12 protein-coding genes are annotated in these 13,864 nt (G+C 63.3%); 5 read left to right on the top strand and 7 right to left on the bottom strand.

Features of this window, described 5'->3' with window-relative positions; translation table 11 throughout:
* Window positions 1-39: 39 nt before the first annotated feature.
* Entirely contained in the window at window positions 40-1,362 is a 1,323-nt protein-coding gene (locus Q9451_RS11350; protein WP_012273380.1) for an ATP-binding protein, read from the bottom strand.
* Window positions 1,359-2,042 (bottom strand): response regulator transcription factor, encoded by a 684-nt coding sequence (locus Q9451_RS11345; RefSeq protein ID WP_012273381.1) that lies wholly within the window; start codon window positions 2,040-2,042, stop codon window positions 1,359-1,361. The genes Q9451_RS11350 and Q9451_RS11345 overlap by 4 nt, the downstream gene beginning before the upstream one ends.
* Window positions 2,043-2,277: 235 nt before the next feature.
* On the opposite strand from Q9451_RS11345, the gene Q9451_RS11340 reads away from it, so the two are divergent.
* The 3 genes from Q9451_RS11340 to Q9451_RS11330 are packed head-to-tail and all read left to right on the top strand — an operon-like array spanning window position 2,278 to window position 4,904.
* Window positions 2,278-3,624: a DUF6861 domain-containing protein gene (locus Q9451_RS11340; protein WP_012273382.1), complete on the top strand. Its 1,347-nt coding sequence runs from the start codon at window positions 2,278-2,280 to the stop codon at window positions 3,622-3,624.
* A 15-nt stretch (window positions 3,625-3,639) separates the two neighbouring features.
* Window positions 3,640-4,257: a GAD-like domain-containing protein gene (locus Q9451_RS11335; RefSeq protein WP_041166760.1), complete on the top strand. Its 618-nt coding sequence runs from the start codon at window positions 3,640-3,642 to the stop codon at window positions 4,255-4,257.
* Between the two features lie 23 nt (window positions 4,258-4,280).
* Complete coding sequence (locus Q9451_RS11330; RefSeq protein WP_012273384.1) at window positions 4,281-4,904, top strand: GAD-like domain-containing protein; 624 nt, start codon at window positions 4,281-4,283, stop codon at window positions 4,902-4,904.
* A 15-nt stretch (window positions 4,905-4,919) separates the two neighbouring features.
* On the opposite strand, the gene Q9451_RS11325 is transcribed toward Q9451_RS11330, so the two are convergent.
* From Q9451_RS11325 to Q9451_RS11305, 5 genes are read right to left on the bottom strand one after another with little or no spacing between them, the layout of a single operon-like run.
* Window positions 4,920-5,486 carry a nucleotidyltransferase family protein gene (locus Q9451_RS11325; protein ID WP_041166551.1) on the bottom strand — a complete coding sequence of 189 codons (567 nt, stop codon included), beginning with the start codon at window positions 5,484-5,486 and terminating at the stop codon, window positions 4,920-4,922.
* Window positions 5,483-6,454 (bottom strand): XdhC family protein, encoded by a 972-nt coding sequence (locus Q9451_RS11320; RefSeq protein ID WP_012273386.1) that lies wholly within the window; start codon window positions 6,452-6,454, stop codon window positions 5,483-5,485. Before Q9451_RS11320 ends, Q9451_RS11325 begins: the two co-directional genes overlap by 4 nt.
* Before the next feature lie 3 nt (window positions 6,455-6,457).
* Window positions 6,458-7,669 carry a cytochrome c gene (locus Q9451_RS11315; RefSeq protein WP_012273387.1) on the bottom strand — a complete coding sequence of 404 codons (1,212 nt, stop codon included), beginning with the start codon at window positions 7,667-7,669 and terminating at the stop codon, window positions 6,458-6,460.
* 2 nt (window positions 7,670-7,671) lie between these two features.
* A complete protein-coding gene (locus Q9451_RS11310) occupies window positions 7,672-8,208 on the bottom strand; it encodes a (2Fe-2S)-binding protein (protein ID WP_012273388.1) in 537 nt (178 codons plus the stop codon).
* Window positions 8,201-11,032, bottom strand: coding sequence for a xanthine dehydrogenase family protein molybdopterin-binding subunit (locus tag Q9451_RS11305; protein ID WP_012273389.1), 2,832 nt, complete (start codon window positions 11,030-11,032; stop codon window positions 8,201-8,203). The genes Q9451_RS11310 and Q9451_RS11305 overlap by 8 nt, the downstream gene beginning before the upstream one ends.
* Before the next feature lie 280 nt (window positions 11,033-11,312).
* On the opposite strand from Q9451_RS11305, the gene dsbD reads away from it, so the two are divergent.
* A complete protein-coding gene (gene dsbD, locus Q9451_RS11300) occupies window positions 11,313-13,028 on the top strand; it encodes a protein-disulfide reductase DsbD (protein WP_012273390.1) in 1,716 nt (571 codons plus the stop codon).
* Window positions 13,028-13,864 carry a TlpA disulfide reductase family protein gene (locus Q9451_RS11295; RefSeq protein WP_012273391.1) on the top strand — a complete coding sequence of 279 codons (837 nt, stop codon included), beginning with the start codon at window positions 13,028-13,030 and terminating at the stop codon, window positions 13,862-13,864. The genes dsbD and Q9451_RS11295 overlap by 1 nt, the downstream gene beginning before the upstream one ends.

The raw sequence follows: 13,864 nt of genomic DNA, 5'->3' as shown, positions 1-13,864 counted from the left end.
GGGTTTACCCCGCGAAAGGGCCGGTACAGGCACTGGAGATCAATGCACCGAACGCGCCGGTACTTGCAACAGTACCCGCAACCCATCGCTACGGCTGTCGAACCGCAGGCTACCGGCACAACGCTGCACGATCGCCTGCACGATCGCCAGCCCCAACCCACAGCCACCACTCTGCCCATTGCGCCAGAAGCGCTCGGTCAGATGCTCCAGATCCGCCTCGGCAATCCCCGGCCCATGGTCGCGTACCATGAAGCCCACCTGGCCGTCAGCCATCTGAACGTCCAGCTCCACCGCCGCTTCGCCGCCATGGCGCAGGGCGTTGTCCAGCAGGTTGCGCAGCGCTGCTACGGCCAAGGGTGCCGGCATGCCCAGGTAGATTTGCGTCGCCTCTTCCGGCAGGCGCAACACGATGCGTCGGTTGTCGCCGCCACCGGCATCCTGCACCGCCTGCCGCGCCACCTGTTCGGCGCTGCACTGCACGCCATCCTCGAACGACAGGCTGCCTTCCACGCGCGCCAGCATCAGCAACTGCTCCAGCGTGCGATGCATGCGGTCGGTGCCCTGCTCGGCATGCTCCAGCGCCTGTTCGCGTACGGCACCGTCGGTCATGCGGGCCACCTGCAGATGGGTCTTGATCGCGGTCAGCGGGCTGCGCAGCTCATGCGCGGCATCGTCGGTCAGGCGCCGCTCGCGCTCGATGGTCTGGGCAATACGCAGGAACAACTGGTTCTGGGTTTCCAACAATGGCTGCAACTCGCTGGGCATGCCCGCCACCTGCAGCGGCTCGACACTGTCCGCGCGCCTTCGGCGCAACGCATCACGCATGCGGTTGAGCGGCTCCAGGCCCTTGCCCAGGCCAATCCACAGCAGCCCCAGGCTGCCGAGCAGGGCCATCAGCACCGGCGCCGAAGCGGCCAGCAGAATCGACTGGTTCAGCGCTTCGCGTTCCATGTGCCGGTCGGCGGTAGTGATGCGCACATCGCCATGGTTGTAGGTGAAGGTGCGCCACAGCGCATCGTCGATGGTCTGGTCACGGAAACCACTGCGCTCGTCGTCCATGGCGCCATCGTGCTTGTGGTTGCTGGCGAGGATCTCGCCGCGCAGCGAGCTGACCTGGCAAGCCATGCCGTCCGGTACGCTGAACTGGTCGGCGGAAAAGTGCGCCTCCCCGCCCTTGGCGGTCAGCGGCTGCGGCAGCTGGTCGATCAGCCCGGCGACCATGCGCGCCGAGGCCACCAGGCGCTGGTCGAGGGAAAACATCATTTGCTGGCGCAAGTCCCGCAGCATCCACGCGGCGGCCAGCACCCAGATGATCACGAAGGCACTGCCGAGGATCAGGCTCAGGCGTACCCGCAGGCTCATGATGCAGCCTCGTGCGGTGCCTGCGCCGGGCCCAGGCGGTAGCCCAGGCCGCGCACGGTCTCGACGATGCCGTTACCCAGCTTGCGTCGCAGGTGGTGGATATGCACGTTCAGGGCATTGCTTTCGACTTCGTCGCTGAACCCGTACACGCAGTCTTTGAGCTGCTCGCTGGACAGCACCCGCCCGGGGTTCTGCAGCAGTGCCTGGAGCAACGCCTGCTCGCGGCGGGACAGGTCGACCGGCTGCCCGGCCAGGGTCGCCTCGCAGCTGCTGGGGTCGTAACGCAACGGGCCGTGTTCGATCACGTTCACCGCCCGCCCGGCCACCCGCCGCAGCAGGGTGTGCAGGCGAGCAGCCAGCTCGCGCAGGTCGAACGGCTTGAGCAGGTAGTCGTCGGCGCCGGCCTGCAGGCCGTCCACCCGGTCGGTGACGGCATCGCGGGCGGTGAGCACCAGCACTGGCAGCGTTTCGCCCTTCTCGCGTAGGCGGCGCAGCAGCTTCAGGCCGTCTTCATCGGGCAGGCCAAGGTCGAGGATCATCACGTCGAACTGCGCGGCCTGCAGCATCGCGCGCGCATCGGCGGCATTGCCCACCCGGTCCACGGTCAGCCCCTGGGCGGTAAGGCCGGCGCAGATACCGGCGGCGATCAGGTCGTCGTCCTCGCAGAGCAGAACGTGCATGGTGGGGCTCCCGCAGTGGTGTGGCTGGCATTGCACTATAGGGCGATTAAGGGGGGATTATGGACTGATGCGGAGTGCATGGGGATGGGCACCCGATTCGCGAATAATCACTGAACGCTGAACTTCGCCTAACACGCAGGCATATGCGTCGAATTTTCCTACAGCCAACACAGAAACCTCCGATGCGAATCCATGATGGTATTTCCCCCTGCACACGCTGTCAGGGAGACACCGCATGTATCTGGATTACCTCGTGCCTTCCTGGCATGAGATCGAGTCACGCATCACCCATCAAATGGGCTATCAGGGAGGCGCCCATTTTCGTACTTACCTCAATCAGGAAGTGCCCTCGCTAGCACTCAACCTGCGCCGTGTGGACAGCGTCCGGCGGGCCTTTTACCAGGCCGAAACGATGGCAGGTAATTTGCTGTACCAGCGCTTCGCCGACCTTGATGTAAAAAACATCCTCGCCGACCTGCTCGGCATCGCCACGCAAATGGCGATGATCGTCGCCGGCAGCGCCGTCACCGGGGGCATGCTCGGTGCCGGTATCGGCGCCTTTGCCGGAGGAGCCGGAGCCATTCCCGGAGGTGTGGCCGGCACTGCCATTGGCTTCAAGGTAAGCGGTTGGATCCTCGGCGCGCTGGGCATCGCCTCACTCGCCGAGTTCTTCGTCGAAGGCCTGCCACGCATCGGCGATTACTACCTGCGCGGTATCGGCATCGCCTGGGATGGCACGCGCGGCGAAGAAGGCTTGAATGCTTTCAGTCAAGACAGCCCATTTGCCATCAGCCAGGCGGCGCATTACATAGCCATCGGCCATGTGGAAATCGTGATGCTGCTGTTGGGGGCAATGGTTTCCTATCTAACCCGCGGACGCGGTGACGCAGGTACGCTTGCCCAGCAAATGGCCGCCAGCCCGAAAGGCGCGCGGATCGGGCAATGGATGCTCAAGCATGAAGAGGCATTGAAGCAACGGCTGGACCTGCAAGTGCCGGAGCGGCGCAAAGGAGCAGCGAAAGAGCCGCAACCCATGCAGCCGAATCGGCCGGAGGGAAAAGACAAAGAGCCCCCGACGGGGAAGCCCGGTAGCATGCCGCTGCATACGGTGGCATGTTTCAAGGCAGACAAATTGCCGGCCTCCAAGCATGCCGAGTTTGAACGGCAGTTGAAGGGACAGCAGGATGGGTTGAATCGGCTGACGGTCGAGGAGTTTTTGGAGAACGTTGCCAATCCGGTAAAACGAGACCCACGTGTCGCTAAAGTCGCTAGGCTCAAGCTTCAACGTGAGCTACAAGAACGATTACAGCGAGAGCTATCTCAACATATGTCTCCACTGGAAGCAGAAAAACTTGCCTTCAACCAAGCAAAAGAAACGATGGCATCTATAGCTGCACTACATAATCCAGACCTCGTTGCCGGAGGAAAAGACATCATTTCAGGCTTCGGAGACAAGCAAGTAAACTCAACCATTGGCCCTCAATGGAAAGGCAAGGTTACCGCACTGACATCCGCAGCAAAGCAAGTTCCACTCACAGAAATAAATTCAACCAAAATGAATGTAAAGCTTCATAAATGCTAATTAAACGAGATGAACATGGACGAAATATTTTCCAGATTCCTTGAGAAAAATGGCCCCATCACCAAACGCCAGGAGCCCCCCCCATCAAGCATTCAACGCTTTACAGGAAAACTACCAGAGCGTTTACTTGATTACTGGATAGAACACGGCTGGTGCGCGTGCGGTAACGGTCTATTCTGGCTTGTGAATCCTCAAGAGTACGAAGGGGTAGTTGCCTCATGGATAGAAGGCACAGACCTAGAAAAACAGGATACCTATCACTTGATAGGTCGTAGCGCTTTCGGTGACCTTTACTTATTCGGTGAAAAGACCGGATTCTCGCTAACCATCGATGCCGCAGTATCCAAATACTCTTTCGCAAGCCATGCATCCGCCCTCAACGACATGGACAAAGAGGTCCAAAACTTCTTCCTTTCAATTGAAAAAACCTACAACGATTTTGATGGCTTATTTACAGCAGCAAAGAAAAAACTAGGCATCCTCGACTGCGATGAAATGTATGGTTTCGTCCCCGCTTTAGCATTCGGCGGCCCCTGCGACCTTGATCACCTTGAGAAAGTCAAAGCTGTCGAGCACTTGCTATTGCTCTCTCAGATTTGCCCACTCGAACCCTACAGCTTCTCCGACTTCTAACCCCACCTAAAAGGACTTAAACAATGGACGCCATTTACAGCCTCTTCCTCGAAACCTTCGGCGAAACCATCGGCCACCAACCCGTACCGTCCTCGGTCTTCGACCATTACCAGGACAAACTCCCAGGCCAACTCCTCGACTATTGGAAGGCGCATGGCTGGTGCGGCTACGGGGGTGGTCTTTTCTGGCTGGTCGACCCGCGCAAGTACGAAGCGGTGATGGATGCCTGGCTGGCCGGCACCCCTTTCGAAGCCCACGACACCTACCACCTCATCGCCCGCAGCGCCTTTGGGGAGTTGTACCTGTGGGGTGAGAAAACCGGCGCCATCCTGACCCTTGCGGCCTATCATTCTCGCTTTTTCCTGAGCGCACCCAGTTCAAGCAGCGAAGAACGCGACAGTAAGATCCAAAGCCTCCTGGTGTGGGCCATGACTGAAAACATCGACCTGGGCCTGTTCGACGAAGCCCGGGAAACACTCGGCGAACTGACGGTTGACGAGATGTACGCCTTTGTCCCCGCCCTTGTATTGGGGGGGCCTGCCAAATTGAGCCGCCTGCAGCGGCTTGACAGCGAAGTGCATTTGATCCTGCTCTCGCAAATGGCCGACCTCGAACCCTATGAACGCGACGAAGAGGAAGATGAATAGACACAACCCACGCGCTCAGCGATGAAGCGCTTCAGGCTGATCCACATCCTGCAAGATCCCGGCGTCCTGCACTTCAACCCTAATGCAACTCGCCAGGTGCGCCTTCACCACCGAACGCGCGCCCTCATCCCCCATCAGGCCTGAAAGCGCCGGCCAGAAATCGCGGCCAAACAGTACCGGGTGCCCCGGTTGCCCACCATGAAGTGGCAGTACAATGTTCGAGGCTTCGGCCGCAGCAGCGAGCCGGGCAAGGGTCTGCGGGGCTAGCCAAGGCATGTCCCCCAATAGTATCGCCACCGCCTGCGCCTGGCTGTCGACCAGCGAAGCGGCGCCGGCCGCCAGGCTATGGCCCATACCCAGCGTGTAGTCCGAGCTAGCAATGACCCGACAGTTCGCCGGCAGGCCCAGATCCTCACCCCGCTCACCCTCCCGCAACACCACCCGCACATCATCGAACACCGCGCAGGCCCGCTCGACGCTGTGCACCAGCAAACTGCGACCATCGGCCATCAGCGTACGGCGCTTGTCAGCACCGAAGCGCACACTGCGCCCTGCCGCCAGCACCAACGCCACCACGCTCACAGCGCAGCCCGCCCGATGCCGTTGCGCAGGCGCAGGATATCGGCCAGTACCGCCAGGGCGATTTCAGCCGGGGTCTTGCTGCCCAGGTTCAGGCCAATCGGCGCATGAATGCGCGCCAGCTCGTCGGAGCACAGGCCACCAATGCGCTGCAAGCGTTCACGACGCTTGTCGGAGGTGGCCTTGGAGCCCATCACGCCGATGTAGAACGCTTCGGTACGCACCGCTTCAAGCATGGCCAGGTCATCGATTTTCGGATCATGGGTCAATGCAACCACCGCCGTGTCGGCATGGCAACCGCCGTTGGCGATAAATTCCGACGGCAGTTCACGGCGCACCTCGATGCCGTCCAGCACCACGCCGTCGAGCACTTCGTCGCGTGGGTCGCACAGGATGACCTCAAACCCCATCCCTTTACCGAATTCGGCGCAAAAATGCGCGACGCTGGAGTAGCCGGCCAGCAGCAGGCGCTGGGCGGCCCCCACGCGCAGGCGCACGCGGTCGCGTTCACGCTCGACACGCGGGCCCTGGCTGTGGTCGTCGGCCAACTGACGCAAGCCCTCGGGCAGGCGTACTTCGCGCAGCACCCGGCGCTGGCCCTGCAGTGCGCTTTCCAGCTCACGCAGGTGCGCCTGCACCTCGCACTCGGCCGGCAGGTTCTCCACCAAAACCTCAAGCACGCCACCACACGGCAAGCGAATGCTCGAACGCGAGTCGCTGCCGTCGCCGTAACGCACGATGGCCACCGGCTCCGGGAATTCACCCAGGGCTACACGTTCCAGGAAGTCGTCTTCGACGCAGCCACCGGACAACGACCCCAGCCACTGGCCGCTGGCATTCACCGCCAGCAGCGAGCCCGGCGCGCGGGGCGCCGAACCATAGGTGGCGAGCACCGTGCATAACCACACCCGCTGGCCGTTGCACGACCACTGCAAGGCCTGCCGGATCACCTGAAGATCGAGATGCTGCACGCGTTACTCCGCCTTCAGCTCGGCGAGCTGCTGTACGTTCAGGTCACCGGGCAATCCACCCCAGGCCTGGCGCAGGTAGTTGACCATGTCCGTCACCTGTTGGTCATCGAGCTTGCCGGCAAAGCCCGGCATCGGCTGCATGCGCTCGAAGCCGGTGAACTGCTGTTCACGAATACCTTCGAGAATGACTTTGACCAGATTGCGCGAATCGCCCTGGCGCAGCACGGTATTGCCACGCATGGCCACGGCGATATGCGGTTTGCCCTCACCATCGACCCCATGGCAGCCGGCGCAGACGTTGAGGTACTGCTGGTGGCCGCGCTTGGCGCTGTCGCTCATCTGCTCCAGGGCAACGGCCTGGATGGCCTTGGCCGGCGGTGGCTGGTCGCCCAGCAGGTAGGTGGCCATGGCCGCCAGGTCGGCGTCTTCCAGGTGCTGGGTGCTGTGGTGCACCACCGGGAACATTTCGTTGAACATGCTGCCTTGAGCACTGATACCGTGCTTGAGGAAGGTAGTCAGGTCCGGCTGGGTCCAGCCGCGCTCGGCCAGGTCCTGGGCCAGCAGGCTCGGCGCCAGGTAGCCACCCAGCAGGCCGCCGGTCAGGCGCTGGTCCTGCTGCAGCGCGCCGATGGGGTTGCGCGGGGTATGGCATTCGCCGCAATGGCCCATGACCTCGACCATGTACTGGCCACGCTGCCAGGCCGGGCTTTTGCCCTCGGTTGGCTGCAACTGCACACTCTTGCCATACAACATGTTCCAGCCGCTCAGCCCCATCCGCACATTGAACGGGAAGCGCAGCGCGGTCTGCGGGGCCGGGCGGTTGATCGGCGGGATGGTCATCAGGTAGGCGAGGATGGCGTCCGAATCTTCACGCTTGATCAGGTGATACGAGGTGTACGGCATTGCCGGGTACAGGTTGGCGCCGTCCTTGCGCTTGCCCTCGGTGACTGCGGCGAAGAACTCGTCGGCGCTGTAGCTGCCAATGCCGTACTGTTTGTCCGGGGTGATGTTGCTCCCATAAATGGTGCCGAACGGCGAATGAATCGGCAGGCCGCCGGCAAACGGTGCGCCGCCTTCGGCAGTGTGGCAAGCCATGCAGTCGGCCGCGCGGGCCAGGTATTCACCGCGTTTGACCTGCGCCTCGTCGGCGGCCAGGGCAAACGAGCTGACGGCCAGAGCCAAGCCCAGCGCCAATGCGCTACGTACGAAGCCCATGCTCATCCCTCCTTGACCAGGCCGAGGTCATTGAGCACCTTGCGGGTGGCGTCGTAATAACGCACATAGCCGGTGCAGCGGCAAATGTGGTGACCGAGGCTGGCCTCGATGCGGTCTTCCACCTCGCTCTTCTTCAGTGGCTGACGCTGGGCGGTTTCCACCAGCACAGTGGCAGCATTGACGAAGCCCGGTGCGCAGTAGCTGCACTGGAAGGCGAACAGGTCGACGAACTTCTGCTGGATCGGGTTCAGCGTGAGGTTGCCATTCTGGTCCGGCTTGGCGTGGCCTTCGATGGTGCGCACTTTCTTGCCCTCGAAATAATGGGCACCGGTGATGCAAGTGCGTACTTCCTCGCTGGTGCCGTCGGGGTTGTCGACGATCACCACGCAGGCGTGGCAGATGCCCTGGCCACAGCCCAGGCGCGAACCGGTGAGGTTCTGGTGTTCGTGCAGGTAGTCGATCATCGCCAGGTCAGCGGGGACCTCGACCGGGCCGACCGGTTGACCGTTGAGGGTCAGTTGCAGTGGACGGTTAGCCATTGAGGGCCTCCTTGATACGGGCTGGGGTAATGGGGAGATCGCGCACGCGCTTGCCGATGGCATGCGCGACGGCATTGCCGATGGCACCGACCACCGGGATCATCACCACCTCGGCGATGCCCTTGGACGGGTCGGTCGGTGACAGCGGCGGGAGGATTTCGCTGGTCTGCTTCCACACCGCCACGTCGCGCGCATGCGGCAGGCGGTAGCGGTTGAAGTTCCAGTCGCCCTCCCCGGGCCCGCCTTCGTACATTGGCATTTCTTCAGTCAGCGCGTGGCCGATGCCCATGGCAATACCGCCTTCGAGCTGGCCCTTGACCAGCTCCGGCACCAGCACCCGGCCGCACTCGATCCAGCTGTGGTGGTTGAGCACCTGTACTTCATGGGTGCCCTTGTTGACCTTGACCTCGACGATGGTCGCCACCGGGCTGTAGTAGGTGACCATGGCGTTGTTCAGCTGGGTGTCGGGATAGGCGGCGTTCTGCCGATCGAGCAGGTGGTAGCCGTGGCTGCTCATCTGCGCCTTCTTGGCATTCACCGCGCCGTCACCGTATTTCACCGCCACCGCGTCGAGCGGGAAGCGCTCGCGCACGCCGTCGATGACGAAGTCGGCCTCGGCCCAGCTCCAGCGGTTGAAGCCGTGCACGCTCACGCCTGTGACCAGGCCCATGTCATGGGCCTTCTGCGCCAGCTGGGCGAACGGGATCGGCGCCAGGCCGTTGCCGGTCAGCTCACCGTTGACCCACACCGCGTTCTCGCGGCGCACCACCAGCGGGTTGGCCTGGCCGCCATGTGGGCCCTGGCTCCAGATGGCCATGGCCGCCGGCCACAGGCCATGGTTGAACAGCACGCGCGCCGCTTCGCGGGTGGCATGGCTGAAGTAGAAGGCCGAGTTGGTCGCCGACGAGGGCGACGCCAGCTTGCCGACCCAGCGCGGGTTGCGCAGCGCAGCATCCTGCTCGGCCTGGCTGATCAGGTACGGGTTGCCGCTGGTGCTCAGTTGCAGCTCTGGCCATTCGGTGACTGCCGTCCTGACCTCGTCCGCCGAGCGGCCCATGAAGTCGCTGACCACCAGGGCCTGGGAGGTGGACATGCCGGTGCCCAGTTCGGTGCCGATGTGGCGCAGGCTGATGCGCCCGTCGCGGCTGAATTCGATGCTGGCCATCGGTGCTTCGGAGCCGGTGCCGAAGTCTTTCTGGCAGATCGCAAAGCCTACGCCGTACCAGTGGTCCTGGTCCTGCGCGTCCATCTGCTGCTTGCGCGTGTCGCGATTGCGCCACCATTCATGCACAGCGGCTTTGTCGAGAATCTCGTACAGGCGCAATGCACCCGCCGGGACCGCGCCCTGGGTGTTCTTCATACCCGACTTCAGCGCGTTGGCGCGGCGCAGGTCAATGGCATCGACGCCCAGGCGGCCGGCAATTTCGTCGACCATCATCTCAGTCGCCGCCATGCTCTGCAGGGTGCCGTAGCCGCGCATGGAGCCAGCTTCGACACCACGGGAATGGTAGGCGGTAACCGACAGATCGTTCTGCGGCATGTAATAGATCGACTGCGCTGCAGTGGCACCCACCGCCGCCACCGACGGGCTGTAGTTGATGCGCCCGCCGCCATCGCAGCTCATGTCGGCGCGGAAGATCTTGAAGCTGTTGTCCTTCTTGTCCACGGCCAGCTGGTAGCGGATATCGAAGGCATGGCGCTTGATGCCGCTCTGGAACTGCTCATAACGGTCGTTGGCCAGGCGGATCGGCACGCCGGCGCCGTACAACGCGGCCACAGCGGCGTAGAAGACGAAGATGTTGTTGTCTTTCGAGCCGTAACCCACGGTGTAGCCAGGGTGCATATTCAGCGTGTTGAGGGCGAAGCGCGACGGTTTGATCATGTGCACGCATTCCTGCGCTACTTCGAACGGGCACTGGGTGGCAACCACGAAATGCAGCGTGCCTGTGGCCGGGTCGTACCAGCCATTGCCGTTGTCCGGTTCCAGTGCGGCAGGTTCGATGGACGGCGTCTTGTAGCGCTCGTCGAACACCAGCCAGTCCTCGGGCGGGTTGTCCAGTTGCTCGGCCATGCGCTTGGCGTAGAACAGCCCCTGCTCGGTCAGGTCGCCGTGCTGGTTGGGCTCTTTGGACCACACCGGTTTGCGGTTGAGGATGGTGGGGAACAACATCGAATTCTTCAGGCTGGAGAATTCATCGTCGTCGAACGGCGTGGCGCCACCCACCCGCACGAAGCGGAAGCTGCCGTAAGGGTCACGCTGATACAGCGGTGCCTGGGCACCGTAACGTATCGCCTGCTCATTGAACTGCAGCTTGCGCTTGGCCTGGCGGAAGCGCTCGAAGTCGTGCCAGATCAGGATCGCCACCGGGTGACCGATGAACATCGGCACCTTGCCGGGCGGCAGCAACGGGTCGGGCGAATGGGCTTCAGGCCAGGCGATGCCATCCTTTTCCAGGTCGGCGGCAGTGACAACCCGGTCCGGCTGCAACTCGGCACCGAGCAGGCTCAGATCATGGCCGGCATAGATACGGTCGGCCTTGGTTGCCTTGAGCAACAGCGCATGCCCCTGCTGGGCGGGCCAGCCGGGCATGTCCTTGGCACGGATGTCACGGGCGAACACTTTGTCGCCACAGACCTTGGACAAGGCATCGTTGCGGAAACGCGCCTTGCCGTCATGGTTCATCCACTTCTGCGGCGAAGTGGTGACGCGTTCCTCCATCAGTGCGGCAAATGCCTGGCTTCCAAGTGGCGCCATGGTCACGCCGACACCAGCGATCAGGCCGCCTTGCAAAAAAGCGCGCCGGGAAATATCACGGTTGGACATGCTTGATCCTCTGGGCAGCAGGGGGTCTGCCCATCTTTTTGATTCTTGTGCGGGGGACTCGGAAGGGTGAGAACCTTGTCACGCGGGTCAGAAAAAATTGACCTGTGCGTCAACTTTACAACAAGAATATGGGCATAAGCAAAGTCAAGCCGACAATATGTCGCGGTGTGTCCAAACTGACGCACGGATCTGTAGGACCGCCGTTGTAGGACCGGGTTAACCTTGGGTTAATCGACCCCAGCCAGCATGGCCCCATTCCTAGATCTGCCAAGGCGAAGACATGCGCGTCCTCCTGCTCTTCCTGACACTACTGCTGGCCGGCCCGTTGCAGGCCAACCCGTTCGAGGTAAAACCAGACTTCCTGCCGGTCAACCAGGCCTTCGTGCTCAGCCACGACCGCCAGGCCGACGGCCAGATGCGCCTGTACTTCCAAATCAAGCCTGGCTACTACCTGTACCAGAAGCGCCTGAAGTTCGACGGCCTGCCTGCCGAGCAGCACCCGCCGCTGCCACCGGCGCTCAACCACCATGACGAGTTTTTCGGTGACAGCGCGGTGTACCGCGACCAGCTCGAACTGCTGCTGCCGGCCAATGCCCAGGGGCAATTGCGCCTAGGGTGGCAAGGCTGCGCCGACGCTGGCCTGTGCTACCCACCGCAAACCACGCTGATCGACCTGGGCGGCAGTGTGACACCCGCTGCCGAGCAAGCCAGCGACCAAGCCTTGGCCAGCGGCCTGCAACAAGGCCACCTGGCCTGGAGCCTGCTGGCGTTCTTCGGCCTTGGCCTGCTGCTGGCCTTTACCCCCTGCTCGCTGCCGATGCTGCCGATCCTCGCCGGGCTGGTGCTGGGCAATGGCGCCAGCGCCCGGCGTGGCTGGCTGCTGGCCGGGGTCTATGTGTTGAGCATGGCCCTGGTATACGCCGCACTGGGTGTGGTCGCCGCGCTGCTAGGTGCCAGCCTGCAGGCTTGGCTGCAACAACCCTGGCTGCTGGGCAGCCTGGCTGGTCTGTTCGTGCTGCTGGCGCTGCCGATGTTCGGCGCCTTCGAATTGCAATTGCCCGCCGCCCTACGTGACCGCCTTGACCGTGCCGGGCAAGGTACCCGTGGCGGCAACCTGTACGGCGCAGCGCTGCTCGGGGCGCTTTCCGGCCTGCTGCTTGGCCCATGCATGACCGCGCCATTGGCCGGCGCGCTGCTGTACATCGCCCAGAGTGGCGATGTGCTGCAAGGGGCGCTGGTGTTGTTCAGCCTCGGCCTGGGCATGGGCGTGCCGCTGCTGTTGCTGGTCACTTTGGGCAACCGTTACCTGCCGCGCCCAGGGGCCTGGATGGACCGGGTCAAGGGCGTATTTGGCTTCGTGTTCCTGGCCATGGCGCTGTACACCGTGCGCAGTCTGCTGCCTGCCACCCTGTTGCTGGCATTGAGCGGTGCCTGGTTGATCGCCCTGGCCTGGGCCGCCTGGCCGGCCCTGCAGCGGCTGCCAGCGATGCGCGCGGTACCTGTGCTGGGCGCCCTGTGGGGCGGCCTGTTGCTGGTAGGCGCGGCAGCCGGTGGCGACGACCTCTGGCAGCCGCTGCGCCCGTTCGCTGGCGGTGGTGCTGCACCGGTCGCCATCCAACAGGCCGAAGACAGCTTCGTCACCGTCAGCCGCCCCGAAGACCTGCAACGTGAACTGGATGCGGCCAAGGCCCGTGGCCAGTGGGTGATGCTCGACTACTATGCCGACTGGTGCGTGTCGTGCAAGGTCATGGAAAAGCAGGTGTTCGCCCGCAGCGACGTGCAAGCCGGCCTGGCCGGTGTGCACCTGTTGCGCCTGGACGTGACCGCCGACACGCCGGCCAGCAAAGCCCTGCTGCAGCGCTACCAGGTACCCGGCCCGCCGAGCATCATCTGGATTGGCCCGGAAGGCGAAGAACGCCGCGCGCGGCGCATCACCGGTGAAGTGGACGCCGCCGCGTTCCAGCAACACTGGACCCAGACCAGGAGCCAAGGCTGATGCTGACCGTAACACTTGGGCCACTGACCATGGCCCTCAACCACCTGCTGATGCTCACCGCCCTGGGGATTGCCTGCGTGGTCGGCTGGTGGGTCGCCAGGCGTGGCGGCGAGAGCCCGGAATCGGCACTGTTCAATCTGTTCCTGATCGGCCTGCTGTGTGCCCGCGCCGGGTTCGTGCTGGCTTACTGGCCGATGTACCAGGACGACCTGCTGCAAATCATCGACATCCGTGATGGTGGTTTCCTGTTCTGGTCGGGCCTGGCCGGCATCGTCCTCGGCGCCCTGTGGCAGGGCTGGCGACACCCTGGCCTGCGCCGCCCGCTGGGCTGGGCACTGTTCAGCGGTGCGCTGTTCTGGGCCCTGGCCAGCCTTGGCGGGCACCTGTACAGCAAGGGCACCGAGCTGCCCGAACTGAGCCTGCGCAACGCCGGCGGCCAACCCGTCGCGTTGCATAGCTACCGTGGCAAACCGCTGGTGATCAACATCTGGGCCACCTGGTGCCCGCCCTGCCGACGCGAAATGCCGGTGCTGCAACAGGCGCAAAGCGACTACCCGCATGTGACCTTCCTGTTCGTCAACCAGGGCGAAACCCCGGAAAACGTCAGCACCTTTCTCGCCACCACCGGCCTGAGCCTGACCCACGTACTGTTCGACGGCACCGGCCTGCTGGCCCAGCGGGTCGGCTCCATGGCCCTGCCCACCACACTGTTCTACGACGCCGACGGGCGGCTGGTCGGCAGCCACCTGGGCGAGCTGTCCCGGGCCAGCCTGCGCCACGCCCTGGAACCTTTCGACCGGGCCATTGCGCCCGCCCCTGCCGCACAAGGAAACTGA

It is taken from the genome of Pseudomonas sp. NY8896 (assembly GCF_039634505.1).
This window is presented reverse-complemented; position numbering and strand designations above follow the sequence as displayed.